This window comes from Streptomyces sp. NPDC004610 (assembly GCF_040609715.1).
In the GTDB taxonomy this organism is placed as follows: Bacteria; Actinomycetota; Actinomycetes; order Streptomycetales; family Streptomycetaceae; genus Streptomyces.
In genome coordinates this window covers 125,099-140,560 of the sequence record NZ_JBEXLA010000001.1, presented here as the reverse complement: position 1 = coordinate 140,560, position 15,462 = coordinate 125,099, and the positions used below count along the sequence as shown (strand labels likewise).

The 15,462-nt window shown below is 72.3% G+C and carries 12 protein-coding genes; 11 read left to right on the top strand and 1 reads right to left on the bottom strand.

Annotated features, from left to right (window positions below; genetic code table 11):
- Positions 1–7 precede the first annotated feature (7 nt).
- Positions 8–2,209 carry an AAA family ATPase gene (locus ABZX40_RS00550; protein WP_355733096.1) on the bottom strand — a complete coding sequence of 734 codons (2,202 nt, stop codon included), beginning with the start codon at positions 2,207–2,209 and terminating at the stop codon, positions 8–10.
- A gap of 179 nt (positions 2,210–2,388) precedes the next feature.
- Here ABZX40_RS00550 and ABZX40_RS00545 point away from each other — a divergent pair, with 179 nt between their 5' ends.
- From ABZX40_RS00545 to efp, 11 genes are all read left to right on the top strand, one after another.
- A complete protein-coding gene (locus ABZX40_RS00545; protein WP_355733099.1) occupies positions 2,389–2,826 on the top strand; it encodes a DUF948 domain-containing protein in 438 nt (145 codons plus the stop codon).
- A gap of 16 nt (positions 2,827–2,842) precedes the next feature.
- Positions 2,843–3,208 (top strand): hypothetical protein, encoded by a 366-nt coding sequence (locus ABZX40_RS00540; RefSeq protein ID WP_355733102.1) that lies wholly within the window; start codon positions 2,843–2,845, stop codon positions 3,206–3,208.
- Positions 3,208–5,880 carry an alanine--tRNA ligase gene (gene alaS / locus ABZX40_RS00535; protein ID WP_355733104.1) on the top strand — a complete coding sequence of 891 codons (2,673 nt, stop codon included), beginning with the start codon at positions 3,208–3,210 and terminating at the stop codon, positions 5,878–5,880. The genes ABZX40_RS00540 and alaS overlap by 1 nt, the downstream gene beginning before the upstream one ends.
- On the top strand, positions 5,880–6,344 hold the full coding sequence (gene ruvX / locus ABZX40_RS00530) for a Holliday junction resolvase RuvX (RefSeq protein WP_355733107.1): 465 nt from the start codon (positions 5,880–5,882) through the stop codon (positions 6,342–6,344). The genes alaS and ruvX overlap by 1 nt, the downstream gene beginning before the upstream one ends.
- A gap of 123 nt (positions 6,345–6,467) precedes the next feature.
- On the top strand, positions 6,468–8,216 hold the full coding sequence (mltG, locus tag ABZX40_RS00525; protein ID WP_355733109.1) for an endolytic transglycosylase MltG: 1,749 nt from the start codon (positions 6,468–6,470) through the stop codon (positions 8,214–8,216).
- An 11-nt stretch (positions 8,217–8,227) separates the two neighbouring features.
- Positions 8,228–9,076, top strand: a complete 849-nt coding sequence (locus ABZX40_RS00520) for a shikimate dehydrogenase (RefSeq protein WP_355733111.1) — start codon at positions 8,228–8,230, stop codon at positions 9,074–9,076.
- A 200-nt stretch (positions 9,077–9,276) separates the two neighbouring features.
- Positions 9,277–10,461 (top strand): chorismate synthase, encoded by a 1,185-nt coding sequence (gene aroC / locus ABZX40_RS00515; protein WP_355733113.1) that lies wholly within the window; start codon positions 9,277–9,279, stop codon positions 10,459–10,461.
- Positions 10,458–12,101, top strand: a complete 1,644-nt coding sequence (gene aroB, locus ABZX40_RS00510) for a 3-dehydroquinate synthase (protein WP_355733116.1) — start codon at positions 10,458–10,460, stop codon at positions 12,099–12,101. Before aroC ends, aroB begins: the two co-directional genes overlap by 4 nt.
- A 655-nt stretch (positions 12,102–12,756) precedes the next feature.
- On the top strand, positions 12,757–13,659 hold the full coding sequence (locus ABZX40_RS00505; protein WP_355733119.1) for an AAA family ATPase: 903 nt from the start codon (positions 12,757–12,759) through the stop codon (positions 13,657–13,659).
- Positions 13,660–13,738: 79 nt separating this feature from the next.
- A complete protein-coding gene (locus tag ABZX40_RS00500) occupies positions 13,739–14,845 on the top strand; it encodes an aminopeptidase P family protein (protein ID WP_355733122.1) in 1,107 nt (368 codons plus the stop codon).
- Positions 14,846–14,893: 48 nt separating this feature from the next.
- Positions 14,894–15,460 (top strand): elongation factor P, encoded by a 567-nt coding sequence (gene efp / locus ABZX40_RS00495; protein WP_355733124.1) that lies wholly within the window; start codon positions 14,894–14,896, stop codon positions 15,458–15,460.
- Positions 15,461–15,462 lie beyond the last annotated feature (2 nt).

The window sequence follows — 15,462 nt, the reverse complement described above, 5'->3', positions numbered from 1 at the left end:
CCGCGCGTCAGCCCGCCGTCTCCCCGCCCTTCCGGGTGGGCGAGGCGGCGGGCTTGTGCGTACCCGGCCCCGGCTCCGCCCGCGCCGCGTGCCGTACGGTCCCGCGCGGCGCACCCGGCAGCTCCGGCGAGCGCGCCGGGCACCGCTGGAGCGCGCGGGCCACCGCCGTCCCCCGGTCCAGCCGCGCCCCGACCCGTACGCACTCCTCGTAGCGCTCGTCGCCGAGCCGGGCCCGGGACATCGCCTCGCACCGTTCGTGCGGCCGGTTGTAGTGGGCCGAACCGAACAGCGGCAGCCCCACCGCCGGCCACATCCCGGCCGCCGCCCCCTGGAGCACCGCCGCCTCAGCCGGATCGCCCTCGGCGGCCGTGACCAGCGCCAGCAGCTCCACCGCCAGCACCGAGCCCAGCAGATCGTGGAAGGCGTGCGCGGTGGCGAGGGCGTCGGCCAGCAGGGTGCGCGCCCCGGCGAGATCACCCTCGCCCCAGGCCGCGTACCCGAGGACGTACAGCGCGTAGGTCCGGGTCCAGCGCTCCCCGTGGTCCTCGCAGACCCGGCGCACGTCCTCGCACAGCCGGACCGCCTCCGCCAGATCGCCCTGGAAGGCGCGGGTCATCGCCAGCTCTACCTGGCCCATCAGCACATTGCTGTTCAGCTCGCCGATCTCCTGATAGCGCTCCAGGGCACCCCGCAGCAGCGTTTCTGCACGGGGCAGGTCGTCGCAGACCAGCGCCAGACAGCCCGAGCGGTGCTCGGCGTACGCCATCGCCGTGGCGCCGGCCAGCCGCTCGGCCTCCTCCCGGCACTCCTGGAGCGCGGCCAGCGCGGGCACCCGGTCGCCCTGGAGGACCGCCACATGGCCCAGCACCCACAGCGCCTTCAGCCGGGACTGCTCGTGCCCCGCGTCCTCCACCGGCAGCTCCACACTCCGCTCCAGCCAGCGCCGCCCCTCCGACAGCCGCCCGCAGCCCACCCAGTAGAACCACAGGGACCCGGACAGACACAGCGCCAGCTGCGCGTCGTCCGGCTCGGCCAGGCAGTACTCCAGCGCCCGGCGCAGATTCGGCAGCTCCACGTCCACCCGGGCCGCCACCTCGGCCTGCCGGGGCGAGAACCAGTCCAGCTCGCACCAGGTCGCCAGGCCCAGGTACCAGTCGCGGTGGCGGCGGCGCAGCCGGGGCGCGTCGCCCGCCGCCTCCAGCCACTGGGCCCCGTACGCCCGGACCGTGTCGAGCATCCGGTAGCGGGTGCCCGCCGGGGTCTCCTCCCGGCTCACCACGGACTGCGCCAGCAACCGGGACAGGGTGTCCAGGACGTCGTCGGCGTGCAGCCCGTCGCCGCTGCACACATACTCGACCGCCTCCAGGTCGAACGGCCCCGCGAACACCGCCAGCCGTGACCACAGCAGCCGCTCGCCGGGCGCGCACAGCTCATGGCTCCAGCCGATCGCCGTGCGCAGCGTCCGATGCCGGGGCAGCGCGTCCGGCCCGCCCCCGGTCAGCAGCCGGAACCGGTCGTCCAGCCGCTCCAGCAGCCGGTCCGGTGCCAGCGTCCCCAGCCGCCCCGCCGCCAGCTCGACCGCCAGCGGGATCCCCTCCAGCCGCCGGCACAGCTCCCGCAGCGCCTCGTCGTCGTCCGGCACCGCGCCCTGCCGCGCCGCCCGCACCCGCAGCAGCGCCAGCGCCTCGTTCTCGGCCAGCGGCGCCAGCGGGACGTGCCGCTCGCCCGCGACGCCCAGCGGCCGGCGGCCCACCGCCAGCACCCGCAGCCCCGGCAGCCGCCGCAGCAGCGTGCCCACCAGGACCGCGCACGCCTCCACCAGATGCTCGAACCCGTCCAGCACCAGCAGGAGTTCACGGTCGGCGAGCCGGGTGAGCAGGGTCTCGCGCGGGGGCCGGGTGGTGTGGTCGGTCAGCCCCAGCGCCTCCACCACCGCGTACTCCACGAAGTCCGGGTCGCGCACGGCGGCCAGCTCCACCAGCCACACCCCGTCCCGGGGCGCGGCCCGCCCCGCCGCGCGGGCCGCCAGCCGGGACTTGCCGACACCGCCGGGACCGGTCACCGTGACCAGCCGGGTGTCCGCGAGCGCCCGCGCCAGCGCGGCCAGTTCGGCCGAGCGGCCCACGAACGCGTCGAGTTCCAGGGGGAGATTGCCGGGCCCGCGGGCCACACTGTTCACTCGGTCACCGGTGGGCTGATCTGGTCGCATAAGACACGGAGCGTACTGAAACGTAATCACTGCGTACAATCGCTTCCCGCGATCACGTGCGTTCCGCTGCGCGCCGGACCGTAATCGGGTACGGAGCCGCACCCCTGGCGCGATAGGCTCGGTGCACTACTTTCTCGATTTTCTCGATGTTCAGGAACGTTTCAGGGAGCGGGTGCGCGGTGTCCGGTGGAGAGGTGGCCGGGATCCTGGTGGCCGTGTTCTGGGCGATCCTGGTCTCCTTCCTCGCGGTGGCACTGGCGAGGCTGGCCCAGACGCTCAGGGCGACCACCAAGCTCGTCGCGGACGTGACCGACCAGGCCGTCCCGCTGCTCGCCGACGCCGCCGCGGCGGTGCGCTCCGCACAGACGCAGCTCCAGCGGGTCGATGCCATCGCCTCGGACGTCCAGGAGGTCACGTCGAACGCGTCGGCGCTCTCCTCCACCGTCGCCTCCACCTTCGGCGGCCCGCTGGTGAAGGTGGCCGCCTTCGGCTACGGCGTCCGCCGCGCGCTCGGTGGCCGCCGGGCCGACGCGCCCGCCGAGCCGCCCGCCAAGGCCCCCCGGCGAGCCGTGATCGTGGGGCGCACGCTCCCCGGCGCGCGCCGCAAGCGGAAGTAAGGACTGAGACCGAGCGATGTTCCGCCGTACGTTCTGGTTCACCACCGGCGTCGCCGCCGGGGTCTGGGCCACCACCAAGGTCAATCGCAAGCTGCGGCAGCTGACCCCCGAGAGCCTCGCCGCCACCGCCGCCAACAAGGCGCTGGAGACCGGGCAGCGGATGCGGGACCGGGCCGTCGGCTTCGCGCTGGACGTCCGCGACAACATGGCCCAGCGGGAGGCCGAACTGACCGACGCCCTGGGCATCGACGCGGACCCCGCGCTCCCCGCCCCGCGCCGGTACACCGCCATCGAGAACACCGAGCACCACCACAAGGACACCCCGAAGTACATCGAACCCCCGATGCACTCGTACCACCGGAATCGGAATGAGGACCACTGATGGAGTCGGCTGAGATCCGTCGTCGCTGGCTGAGCTTCTTCGAGGAGCGCGGTCACACCGTCGTCCCTTCGGCGTCGCTCATCGCGGACGATCCGACTCTGCTCCTCGTCCCGGCCGGCATGGTGCCGTTCAAGCCCTACTTCCTGGGCGAGGTCAAGGCCCCCTACGCCCGCGCCACCAGCGTCCAGAAGTGCGTCCGCACCCCGGACATCGAAGAGGTCGGCAAGACCACCCGGCACGGCACGTTCTTCCAGATGTGCGGCAACTTCTCCTTCGGCGACTACTTCAAGGAAGGCGCCATCACCTACGCCTGGGAGATGCTCACCAGCCCCCAGGACAAGGGCGGTTACGGCCTCGACCCCGAGCGCCTGTGGATCACCGTCTATCTGGAGGACGACGAGGCCGAGCGCATCTGGCGCGATGTCGTCGGCGTGCCCGCCGAGCGCATCCAGCGCCTGGGCAAGAAGGACAACTACTGGTCCATGGGCGTCCCCGGCCCCTGCGGCCCGTGCTCCGAGATCAACTACGACCGCGGCCCCGAGTTCGGCGCCGAGGGCGGCCCCGCCGTCAACGACGAGCGGTACGTGGAGATCTGGAACCTGGTCTTCATGCAGTACGAGCGCGGCGAGGGCACCTCCAAGGAGGACTTCGAGATCCTCGGCGAGCTGCCCAGCAAGAACATCGACACCGGCCTCGGCCTGGAACGCCTCGCCATGATTCTGCAGGGCGTGCAGAACATGTACGAGATCGACACCTCCATGGCCGTCATCGACAAGGCCACCGAGCTGACCGGTGTCGCCTACGGCGCCGCCCATGACTCGGACGTCTCCCTGCGCGTGGTCACCGACCACATGCGCACCTCCGTGATGCTCATCGGCGACGGAGTCACCCCGGGCAACGAGGGGCGCGGCTATGTACTGCGCCGGATCATGCGCCGGGCCATCCGCAACATGCGCCTGCTCGGCGCCACCGGCCCGGTCGTCCAGGACCTGATCGACACGGTCATCGCGATGATGGGGCAGCAGTACCCGGAGCTGGTCACCGACCGCGAGCGGATCGAGAAGGTCGCCGTCGCCGAGGAGAACGCCTTCCTCAAGACCCTCAAGGCCGGCACCAACATCCTGGACACCGCCGTCACCGACACCAAGGCCGCCGGGGGCACCGTCCTCGCCGGGGACAAGGCGTTCCTGCTCCACGACACCTGGGGCTTCCCGATCGACCTCACCCTGGAGATGGCCGCCGAGCAGGGCCTCTCGGTGGACGAGGAAGGCTTCCGGCGGCTGATGAAGGAGCAGCGCGAGCGCGCCAAGGCCGACGCCCGCGCCAAGAAGACCGGCCACGCCGACCTCGGCGCCTACCGGGAGATCGCCGACGCCGCCGGGGCCACCGAGTTCATCGGCTACACCGACACCATCGGCGAGTCCACGGTCGTCGGCATCCTGGTCGACGGGGTCTCCTCGCCCGCCGCCACCGAGGGCGACGAGGTCGAGATCGTCCTCGACCGCACCCCGTTCTACGCCGAGGGCGGCGGCCAGATCGGCGACACCGGCCGGATCAGGGTCGACACCGGTGCCGTGGTCGAGATCCGCGACTGCCAGAAGCCGGTCCCGGGGGTGTACGTCCACAAGGGTGTCGTCCAGGTGGGCGAGGTCACCGTCGGCGCCAAGGCCGAGGCCGTCATCGACGTCCGCCGCCGGACCGCCATCGCCCGCGCCCACTCCGCCACCCACCTCACCCACCAGGCCCTGCGGGACGCCCTCGGGCCGACCGCCGCCCAGGCCGGTTCCGAGAACCAGCCCGGCCGCTTCCGCTTCGACTTCGGCTCGCCCGCCGCCGTCCCCACGGCCGTGATGACCGATGTCGAGCAGAAGATCAACGAGGTGCTCTCCCGCGATCTCGATGTGCACGCCGAGGTCATGGGCATCGAGGAGGCCAAGAAGCAGGGCGCCATCGCCGAGTTCGGCGAGAAGTACGGCGACCGGGTGCGCGTGGTCACCATCGGCGACTTCTCCAAGGAGCTGTGCGGCGGCACCCATGTCCACAACACCGCCCAGCTCGGCCTGGTCAAGCTGCTCGGCGAGTCCTCCATCGGCTCCGGTGTCCGCCGGATCGAGGCCCTGGTCGGGGTGGACGCCTACAGCTTCCTCGCCCGGGAGCACACGGTGGTCAACCAGCTGACCGAGCTGCTCAAGGGCCGTCCCGAGGAGCTGCCCGAGAAGGTCTCCTCGATGCTCGGCCGGCTCAAGGACGCCGAGAAGGAGATCGAGAAGTTCCGCGCCGAGAAGGTGCTCCAGGCCGCCGCCGGACTCGCCGGGTCCGCCCGGGACGTCCATGGTGTGGCGGTCGTCACCGGCCAGGTGCCGGACGGCACCGGCGCCGACGATCTGCGCAAGCTGGTCCTCGATGTCCGCGGCCGGATCCAGGGCGGTCGGGCCGCCGTGGTCGCCCTGTTCACCACGGCGAACGGCAAGCCGCTGACCGTCATCGCCACCAACGAGGCCGCCCGCGAGCGCGGCCTCAAGGCCGGTGACCTGGTCCGTACGGCCGCCAAGACGCTCGGCGGCGGTGGCGGCGGCAAGCCGGATGTCGCCCAGGGCGGCGGCCAGAACCCGGCCGCCATCGGCGAGGCCGCCGACGCCGTGGAGCGGCTGATCGCGGAGACCGCGAAGTAATGCGCAGGGGACGCAGGCTCGCCGTGGACGTGGGGGACGCCCGGATCGGGGTCGCCTCCTGCGATCCCGACGGGATCCTCGCCACCCCGGTCGAGACCGTGCCCGGCCGGGATGTCCCGGCGGCGCACCGCAGACTGCGGCAGCTGGTCGAGGAGTACGAGCCGATCGAGGTGGTGGTCGGGCTCCCGCGCTCCCTCAAGGGGGGCGAGGGCCCGGCCGCCGTCAAGGTCCGCGGCTTCGCGGTGGAGCTGGCCCGGGGCATCGCCCCGGTGCCGGTCCGGCTGGTGGACGAGCGGATGACCACGGTCACGGCGGGCCAGGGACTGCGCGCCTCGGGGGTGAAGGCGAAGAAGGGACGCTCGGTGATCGACCAGGTCGCCGCTGTGATCATCCTCCAGCAGGCACTGGAATCCGAACGGGTGTCAGGTAAAGCTCCCGGCGAGGGCGTCGAAGTGGTCATCTGATCGCGATACGGTAACGTTCCGCGCGGGCGGTGGCATTCGAACTAGCCTCCGCACAAGAAGAGGCGGAACGGGAACCGGGGCCTTGGGGCCCGCGCCCCACTTCCTCGCGGCTCTAGGGGATCGATGACTGAGTATGGCCGGGGCCCAGGCTCCGAACCGTGGCATCCCGAGGACCCGTTGTACGGGGACGGCGGATGGTCAGGGCAGCAGCAGGCCCACGCGGCCCAGCAGCCTGCCCACGGCGGCCAGCAGCAGTACCCGCAGCCGCAACAGCCGCAGCAGGGGTACGGCGGCGGCGACTGGGAGTCCGGCCAGTACGGCTACGACCAGCAGCAGCCCCAGCCTCAGCAGCAGCAGCCCCAGCAGCCGCAGCAGCAGATGACGTACCAGGACCAGTACGGTCAGCAGCAGTACGGGAATCAGCCGTACGACGGCGGTCAGCAGTACGAGGGTGGTCAGCCCTACGAGGGCGGCTGGAACGGGGGCGGTCAGCAGCTGCCCTACCCCGGCACCGCCGACCCCGTGGACCCCTACGGCCAGCAGGCCGCCACCGGATACACCGGCGGTGAGCAGGCCGACTTCTACAACACACCGGACGCCTATCCGCCGCCCGAGCCGCCCCACCGGCGCAGCGCCGAGCCGGAGCCGCGCACCGACTGGGACCCGGAGCCGGACCAGGAGGAGCACGCGTTCTTCGCCGACGACGCGGACGACGCCGACGACGACGCCCCCCGCGATTCCCGGGACCGGGGCGGGCGCGGTGAGCGGCGCGGCCGGGGCGGCAAGCCGAAGAAGAGCCGCAACGGCTGCGCCTGCCTGGTGGTGGCGCTGGTCTTCGGCGGCGGTCTCGCGGGCGTGGGCTACTTCGGCTACCAGTTCTACCAGGACCGTTTCGGCGCGGCCCCGGACTTCGCGGGCGCCGGGAACGGCGAGCAGATCACGGTGACCATCCCACCGGGCGCCGGTGGCTATGTGATCGGGCAGGAGCTGAAGAAGGCCGGCGTGGTCAAGAGCGTCGACGCCTTCGTGGCCGCCCAGCAGAGCAACCCCGACGGCAAGGCCATCCAGGACGGGGTCTACACCCTCCAGAAGGAGATGTCCGCCGACAGCGCCCTGAAGCTGATGCTCAGCCCCGAGAGCCGCAGCAACCTGATCATCGCCGAGGGCAAGCGCAACGCCGAGATCTACACCCTGATCGACAAACGCCTCGAAGTCGACGAGGGCACCACCGCCGAGGTCGCCAAGAACGACTGGAAGGACCTCGGTCTGCCCGAGTGGGCGGTCGGCCACCAGAACGTCAAGGACCCGCTGGAGGGCTTCCTCTACCCGTCCAGCTATCCGGTCGCCAAGGGCCAGGAACCCGAGGACGTCCTCAAGCAGATGGTGGCTCGTGCCACCGACAACTACGAGGAACTCGGTCTGGCGAAGCAGGCGGAGAGCGTCGGCCTGGAGAACGCCTGGGAACTGGTCACCGTCGCCAGCCTGGTCCAGGCGGAGGGCAAGACCCATGACGACTTCCGCAAGATGGCCGAGGTCATCTACAACCGGCTCCAGCCCGACAACACCGAGACGAACCAGGAACTCCAGTTCGACTCGACCTTCAACTACCTCAAGGGCCAGAGCAAGATCGACATCTCCGAGACGGAGATCAACAGCAACCCCGACCCGTACAACACGTACACCAACCGGGGGCTGCCGCCCGGACCGATCGGCAACCCGGGGGAGGACGCGATCAAGGCGGCCCTGAACCCGACCGAGGACGGCTGGATGTACTTCGTCGCCACCGACGGCATGAGCAAGACGGAGTTCGCCAGGACGATCGCCGAGCACGAGGAACTCGTCGAGAAGTTCAACGAGTCGCGGGGCAACTGATGGAGGACGCCGTGCCGGACCGGTCCGGGGAAGGCGCCCCGGGTCGCCGGGCCGCCGTGCTGGGCTCCCCGATCGCCCACTCCCTCTCCCCGGTGCTCCATCGCGCCGCGTACACCGCGCTGGGCCTCGACGGCTGGACGTACGGCCGCTTCGAGGTGGACGAGGCCGCGCTGCCCGGCTTTCTCGGCGGGCTCGGTCCCGAGTGGGCCGGGCTGTCGCTGACCATGCCGCTGAAGCGGGCGGTCATCCCGCTGCTCGACTCGATCACCGACACCGCCGCCTCGGTCGACGCGGTCAACACCGTCATCCTCGCCCCCGACGGCCACCGCACCGGCGACAACACCGACATACCCGGCATGCTCGCCGCCCTGCGCGAACACGGCATCGACAAGACCGACTCCGCCGCCATCCTCGGCGCCGGTGCCACCGCCTCCTCCGCCCTCGCCGCGCTCTCCCGGATCTGCACCGGCGAGATCACCGTCTACGTCCGCAGCGCCGCCCGCCGGGCCGAACTGCGCGAGTGGGCCGAGCGCCTCGGCGTGGACCTCCGTACCGAGGACTGGGACCGGGCCGCCGACGCCCTGCGCGCGCCCCTGGTCGTGGCCACCACCCCGGCGGGCGCCACCGACGCCCTCGCCGCCGCGGTCCCCGAACGCCCGGCCGCCCTCTTCGACGTCCTCTACGACCCCTGGCCCACCGCCCTCGCGGCCCGCTGGTCGGCGTACGGCGGGGCGGTCGTCAGCGGACTCGACCTGCTGGTGCACCAGGCGGTCCTCCAGGTCGAGCGGATGACGGGCCACGCCCCCGCTCCGCTGGCGGCGATGCGGCGCGCGGGCGAACGGGCGCTGGCCGAGCGCTAGCCACCCTTCCCCCCTGATCCACCGCCCGGCGCGGTTCTGACGTACTCACGTCCGCCTGATGGACCTACGGCCGGTTTCGTCAGGGGGACGTGGGAGGATCGGGGTGGCGGTCCCGGGCCGCGCACCGGGTCGCCGTCGCCGTGCGCGAGGACGCGCATACGCAGGGCAGCAGTACCAGGCGCGAACACTGAGGAGCACCGTTGAGCAGGTTGCGCTGGCTGACCGCGGGGGAGTCCCACGGTCCCGCACTCGTCGCGACGCTGGAGGGTCTGCCCGCCGGCGTGCCGATCACCACCGAGATGGTGGCGGACCACCTGGCCCGACGCCGGCTCGGCTATGGACGCGGCGCCCGGATGAAGTTCGAGCGCGACGAGGTCACCTTCCTCGGCGGTGTCCGGCACGGGCTGACCCTGGGCTCCCCGGTCGCCGTCATGGTCGGCAACACCGAGTGGCCCAAGTGGGACCAGATCATGGCGGCCGACCCCGTCGACCCCGAGATCCTCGCCGGACTCGCCCGCAACGCCCCGCTGACCCGCCCCCGCCCCGGCCACGCCGACCTCGCCGGGATGCAGAAGTACGGCTTCGACGAGGCCCGGCCGATCCTGGAGCGGGCCTCCGCGCGCGAGACCGCCGCCCGGGTGGCGCTGGGCGCGGTCGCCCGGTCGTACCTCAAGGAGACGACCGGCGTCGAGATCGTCAGCCATGTCGTCGAACTGGCCTCGGCGAAGGCGCCGCGCGGTGTCTACCCGACGCCCGCAGATGTCGAGCGGCTGGACGCCGACCCGGTGCGCTGTCTGGACGCCGACGCGTCCAAGGCGATGGTCGCCGAGATCGACCAGGCCCACAAGGACGGCGACACCCTCGGCGGCGTCGTCGAGATCCTCGCCTACGGCGTCCCCGTCGGCCTCGGCTCGCACGTCCACTGGGACCGCCGGCTGGACGCCCGGCTGGCCGCCGCCCTGATGGGCATCCAGGCGATCAAGGGCGTCGAGCTGGGCGACGGCTTCGAGCTGGCCCGGGTGCCGGGTTCGCAGGCGCACGACGAGATCGTCGGCACACCCGAGGGCATTCGCCGGGTCTCCGGCCGCTCCGGCGGCACCGAGGGCGGACTGTCCACCGGTGAACTGCTGCGGGTGCGCGCCGCGATGAAGCCGATCGCGACCGTGCCGCGCGCCCTGCGCACCGTCGATGTCACCACCGGCGAGCCCGCCCAGGCCCACCACCAGCGCTCCGACGTCTCCGCCGTCCCCGCGGCCGGTATCGTCGCCGAGGCCATGGTCGCGCTGGTCCTCGCCGACGCCGTCGCCGAGAAGTTCGGCGGCGACAGCGTCCCCGAGACCCGCCGCAATGTGACCTCCTACCTCGACTCGCTGGCCATCCGGTGAGCGGCCCGCTGGTCGTGCTGGTCGGCCCGATGGGGGTCGGCAAGTCCACCGTCGGCGAACTGCTGGCCGAGCGCCTCGGCGTGGCCCTGCGCGACACGGACGCGGACATCGTGGCCGCCGAGGGCCGGACCATCACCGACATCTTCGTCGAGGACGGCGAGGCCGCCTTCCGTGTGCTGGAGAAGGCCGCGGTCCGCCGGGCCCTCGCCGAGCACCGGGGTGTCCTGGCGCTCGGGGGCGGCGCCATCCTGGACCCCGACACCCGCCATGACCTGGCCGGACTCCCGGTCGTCTATCTCTCCATGGACATCGAGGAAGCCGCCCGCCGCACCGGTCTGAACACCGCCCGCCCGCTCCTCACCATCAACCCGCGCAAGCAGTGGCGGGAACTGATGGAGGCCAGACGCCATCTGTACGAGGGGGTCGCCCGCTCGGTGGTGGCCACCGACGGCCGTACGCCCGAGGACGTCACCCAGGACGTACTGGACGTACTGGAGCTGAAGACCGCGAACCCCGGGGACACCCCGGACGCCCGGCAGGAGGACGTCGTGACAGCGTCGGTGACCAGGATCCAGGTCGGCGGTACGGCGGGCAGCGAGCCCTACGAGGTCCTGGTGGGCCGTCAGCTGCTCGGGGAACTGGGCGGGCTGATCGGCGAGAAGGCTCGGCGGGTCGCCGTCCTGCACCCCGAGGCGCTCGCCGAGACCGGGGACGCGCTCCGCGCCGACCTCGCCGACCAGGGCTACGAGGCCGTCGCCATCCAGGTGCCGAACGCCGAGGAGGCCAAGACCGCCGAGGTCGCCGCCTACTGCTGGAAGGCGCTCGGCCAGTCCGGCTTCACCCGCACCGATGTGATCGTCGGCGTGGGCGGCGGGGCCACCACCGACCTCGCCGGGTTCGTCGCCGCGACCTGGCTCCGCGGGGTGCGCTGGATCGCGGTACCGACCACCGTGCTCGGCATGGTCGACGCGGCGGTCGGCGGCAAGACCGGGATCAACACCGCCGAGGGCAAGAACCTGGTGGGCTCCTTCCATCCGCCCGCCGGGGTCCTCTGCGACCTGGCCGCGCTGGACTCCCTCCCGGTCAACGACTACGTCTCCGGGCTCGCCGAGATCATCAAGGCCGGGTTCATCGCCGACCCGGTGATCCTCCAGCTGATCGAGGCCGACCCGGAGGGCGCCCGCACCCCGGCCGGACCGCACACCGCCGAGCTGATCGAACGGTCCATCAAGGTCAAGGCCGAGGTGGTCTCCTCCGATCTGAAGGAGTCCGGCCTCCGCGAGATCCTGAACTACGGCCATACCCTCGCGCACGCCATCGAGAAGAACGAGCGCTACCAGTGGCGGCACGGCGCCGCGGTGGCCGTCGGCATGCACTTCGCCGCCGAACTCGGCCGGGTCGCCGGGCGGCTGGACGATGCCACGGCGGACCGCCACCGGGCCATCCTGGAGGCCGTCGGACTGCCCCTGCACTACCGCTACGACCAGTGGCCCAAGCTGCTGGAGACCATGAAGGTCGACAAGAAGTCCCGCGGCGACCTGCTCCGCTTCATCGTGCTGGACGGCCTCGCCAAGCCAACGGTGCTGGAGGGTCCCGACCCGGCCGTACTGCTCGCCGCCTACGGCGAGGTGGGGGAGTAACTCCCGCTCCATGGGCCCGGGTACCCGGTACCGTCCCCGGCTGTTCACCAAAGGACGGCCGGGGACGGTACCGTTCGGTGGCGGCGGGTCCGTTCCTCACCGGTGCCGTGTCCGGCCGCCGGCACCATCGCCCTGTTGCGTGCGGGCCCCGGGGCCGACGCACACCGCCCCAGGCGCACGCGCCGAGAACGACGAGACGGAGTGGCACCGGATGCAGCACGCAGTGGGGTCACCGCTGCCGCCCCACCAGCCGGGGCAGGGCCCGCTGTCCCCTGCGGGGAGCGGATCGGTTCCTCCGGCGCACGACGGTTCCGGGCCGGTGAATTCGGGGGGTTCCGGGTCGGGTGCGTCGCCTTATCAGGGTTCCGGGTCGGGTCCGTCGCCGTATCCGGGTTCCGGGTTGGGTCCGGTGTCGTATGCGGGGGGTGGGTCGGGTTCGGTGTCCTATCCGGGCGGTGGGACCGGTCCCGTGTCGTATCCGGGTGGCGGCTCGGGGCCGGGTTCGGGTCCGGTGTCGGGTTCCGGTGAAGGATCGGTTCCTCCGCCCTACTCCGGCTCCGCGCCGGTTCCCCCGCCGTATCGGGGTTCCGCCTCTGTCCCCCCGCCCCACCCCGGCTCAGCGCCGGTTCCCCGGCCGCACCCGCGTTCCGCCCCGATGCCTCCGCCGTATCCCGGCTCCGCCTCGGCCCCTCCGCCCCATCCCGGGGTTCCTGGGTCAGCCTCGGCGCCCCCGCCGCATCCCGGGGTTCCCGGCTCAGCCTCGGCCCCTCCGCCCCATCCAGGCCCACCCCATCCCGGCCCCGCGCCCGTCCCGCCCCCTCCCCCCGCGCCCGGATTCACCGGACCGCCCCCCGGCCCGAGGCCGCCCGCCCCGCACCACCAGGCCCCTCGGCAGGCGCCGCCGGCCCCGGAGAGTACCGGGCATGTCGCCCTGCCGCCCGGTGGGCCGGTCGCGGCGCCGGGGCCGTTGCCCGGTATGGCCGCCGCGCCCGACCCCACCGCGACCACACTCGCCGTGCTGCTGATCGGTCCCGCGGGTGCCGGAAAGACCAGCGTCGCCAAGTACTGGGCGGACCACCGCCGGGTCCCCACCGCCCACATCAGCCTGGACGACGTCCGCGAATGGGTCCGCTCCGGCTTCGCGGACCCCCAGTCCGGCTGGAACGACCACTCCGAGGCCCAGTACCGGCTGGCCCGCCGCACCTGCGGCTTCGCCGCGCGCAACTTCCTGGCCAACGGGATCTCCTGCATCCTCGACGACGCCGTCTTCCCCGACCGCCCGGTCGTCGGCCTCGGTGGCTGGAAACGGCATGTCGGCCCCGGGCTGCTGCCGGTCGTCCTGCTCCCCGGGCTGGAGATCGTCCTGGAGCGCAACGCCGAGCGCTCCGGCAACCGGCGGCTCAGCGACGAGGAGGTGGCCCGGATCCACGGCCGGATGGCCGGCTGGTACGGCTCGGGCCTCCCGATCATCGACAACTCCACCCTGGACATCCCCGGCACCGCCCACGTCCTCAACGAGGTCCTGGCCAGATCCATAGCCAGCCCCCCGAGCTGGTAGCCGCCCCGAGCGTCGGCGCCCCCGCCCCCATCGGCGCACCCAACCGGCACAAACCCGGCAATCCCCCTACGCTCGACACATGTCAGAGGTGTACGCGACCCGCCGAGCCCGGCTGAGGGACCGCAGCAACGCCAGCGGCAGCGCCACCGCGCTGGTCACCCGCCCCGCCAATGTGCGCTACCTCGCCGGAGCCGCCCCGCAGGGCTGCGCGCTGCTGCTGGGCAAACGCGAGGACCTGCTGGTCTGCGTCGGCCCCCCGGACGAGCGGTCCGACGAGGGCCGCCCCGACGACGCCCTCCGGCTGCACCTCCTGGAGGGACCCGGCGGGGACCCCGCCGTCGCCGCCGCCGGTCTCGCCGCCGCCGAGGGCGCCGACTCCCTCGCCGTCGAGGAGCATCACCTCACCGTCGCCCGGCACCGCGCGATCGGCTCGGTCGCGCCCGGCGTCCGGCTCACCGACATCGGCGGGGCGGTGGAGCAGCTCAGGGTGGTCAAGGACGAGGAGGAGATCTCCTGTCTGCGGATCGGCGCCGAGATCGCCGACCAGGCCCTCGGCGAACTGCTGGAGTCGATCCTCGTCGGCCGCACCGAACGGCATCTCGCCCTGGAGCTGGAACGCCGGCTCGTCGACCACGGCGCCGACGGCCCTGCCTTCGCCACTTCCGTCGCCACCGGCCCGCACGCCGGGCGGCGCGGCCACCGCCCCACCGACCGCCGGGTTGAGGAGGGCGACTTCCTCTCCGTCTGCCTGGGCGCGGCCTACCGCGGCTACCGCTGCGAGATCGGCCGCACCTTCGTCATCGGCACCTCGCCCGCCGACTGGCAGATCGAGCTGTACGACCTGGTCTTCGCAGCCCAGCGTGCCGGACGGGAGTCGCTGATCCCGGGCGCCGCCTACCGGGACGTGGACCGCGCGGCCCGCCAGGTACTGGACTCCGCCGGGTACGGCACGGGCCTGCCCGCCCTCACCGGACACGGGGTCGGACTCGAAATCGACGAGGACCCGCAGATCGCCCCGGCGGCCATGGGTAAACTGGACGCTTGCGTGCCGGTCACCGTCGAACCGGGGGTCCACCTCCCGGGCCGGGGCGGCGTCCGGATCGATGACACGCTCGTCGTCCGCCCCGAGGCGGACGGCGGACCCGAGCTACTCACCATCACGACCAAGGAGCTGCTCGCGTTGTAGGCGCGTGCCCCGGGGTCGTCCACGTCAGTCCAGGAGATTGAAGCAACCGTGGCTTCCACGAACGACCTCAAGAACGGATTGGTGCTCAAGCTCGACGGCGGCCAGCTGTGGTCCGTAGTCGAGTTCCAGCACGTCAAGCCCGGCAAGGGCCCGGCTTTCGTGCGCACCAAGCTCAAGAACGTGCTGTCCGGCAAGGTGGTCGACAAGACCTTCAACGCCGGCGTCAAGGTCGAGACGGCCACTGTCGACAAGCGCGACATGCAGTTCTCCTACATGGACGGCGACTACTTCGTCTTCATGGACATGCAGACCTACGACCAGCTGCACATCGACCGGAAGACCGTCGGCGACGCCGCGAACTTCCTGATCGAGGGCTTCGAGGCCACGGTCGCGCAGCACGACGGCAGTGTGCTCTTCGTGGAGCTGCCCGCCGCCGTCGAGCTGAACATCGCCGAGACCGAGCCGGGCGTCCAGGGCGACCGCTCCACCGGCGGCACCAAGCCCGCCAAGCTGGAGACGGGCTACGAGATCCAGGTCCCGCTCTTCATCACCACCGGCGAGAAGATCAAGGTCGACACCCGCTCCGGCGACTACCTCGGCCGGGTGAACAGCTAACC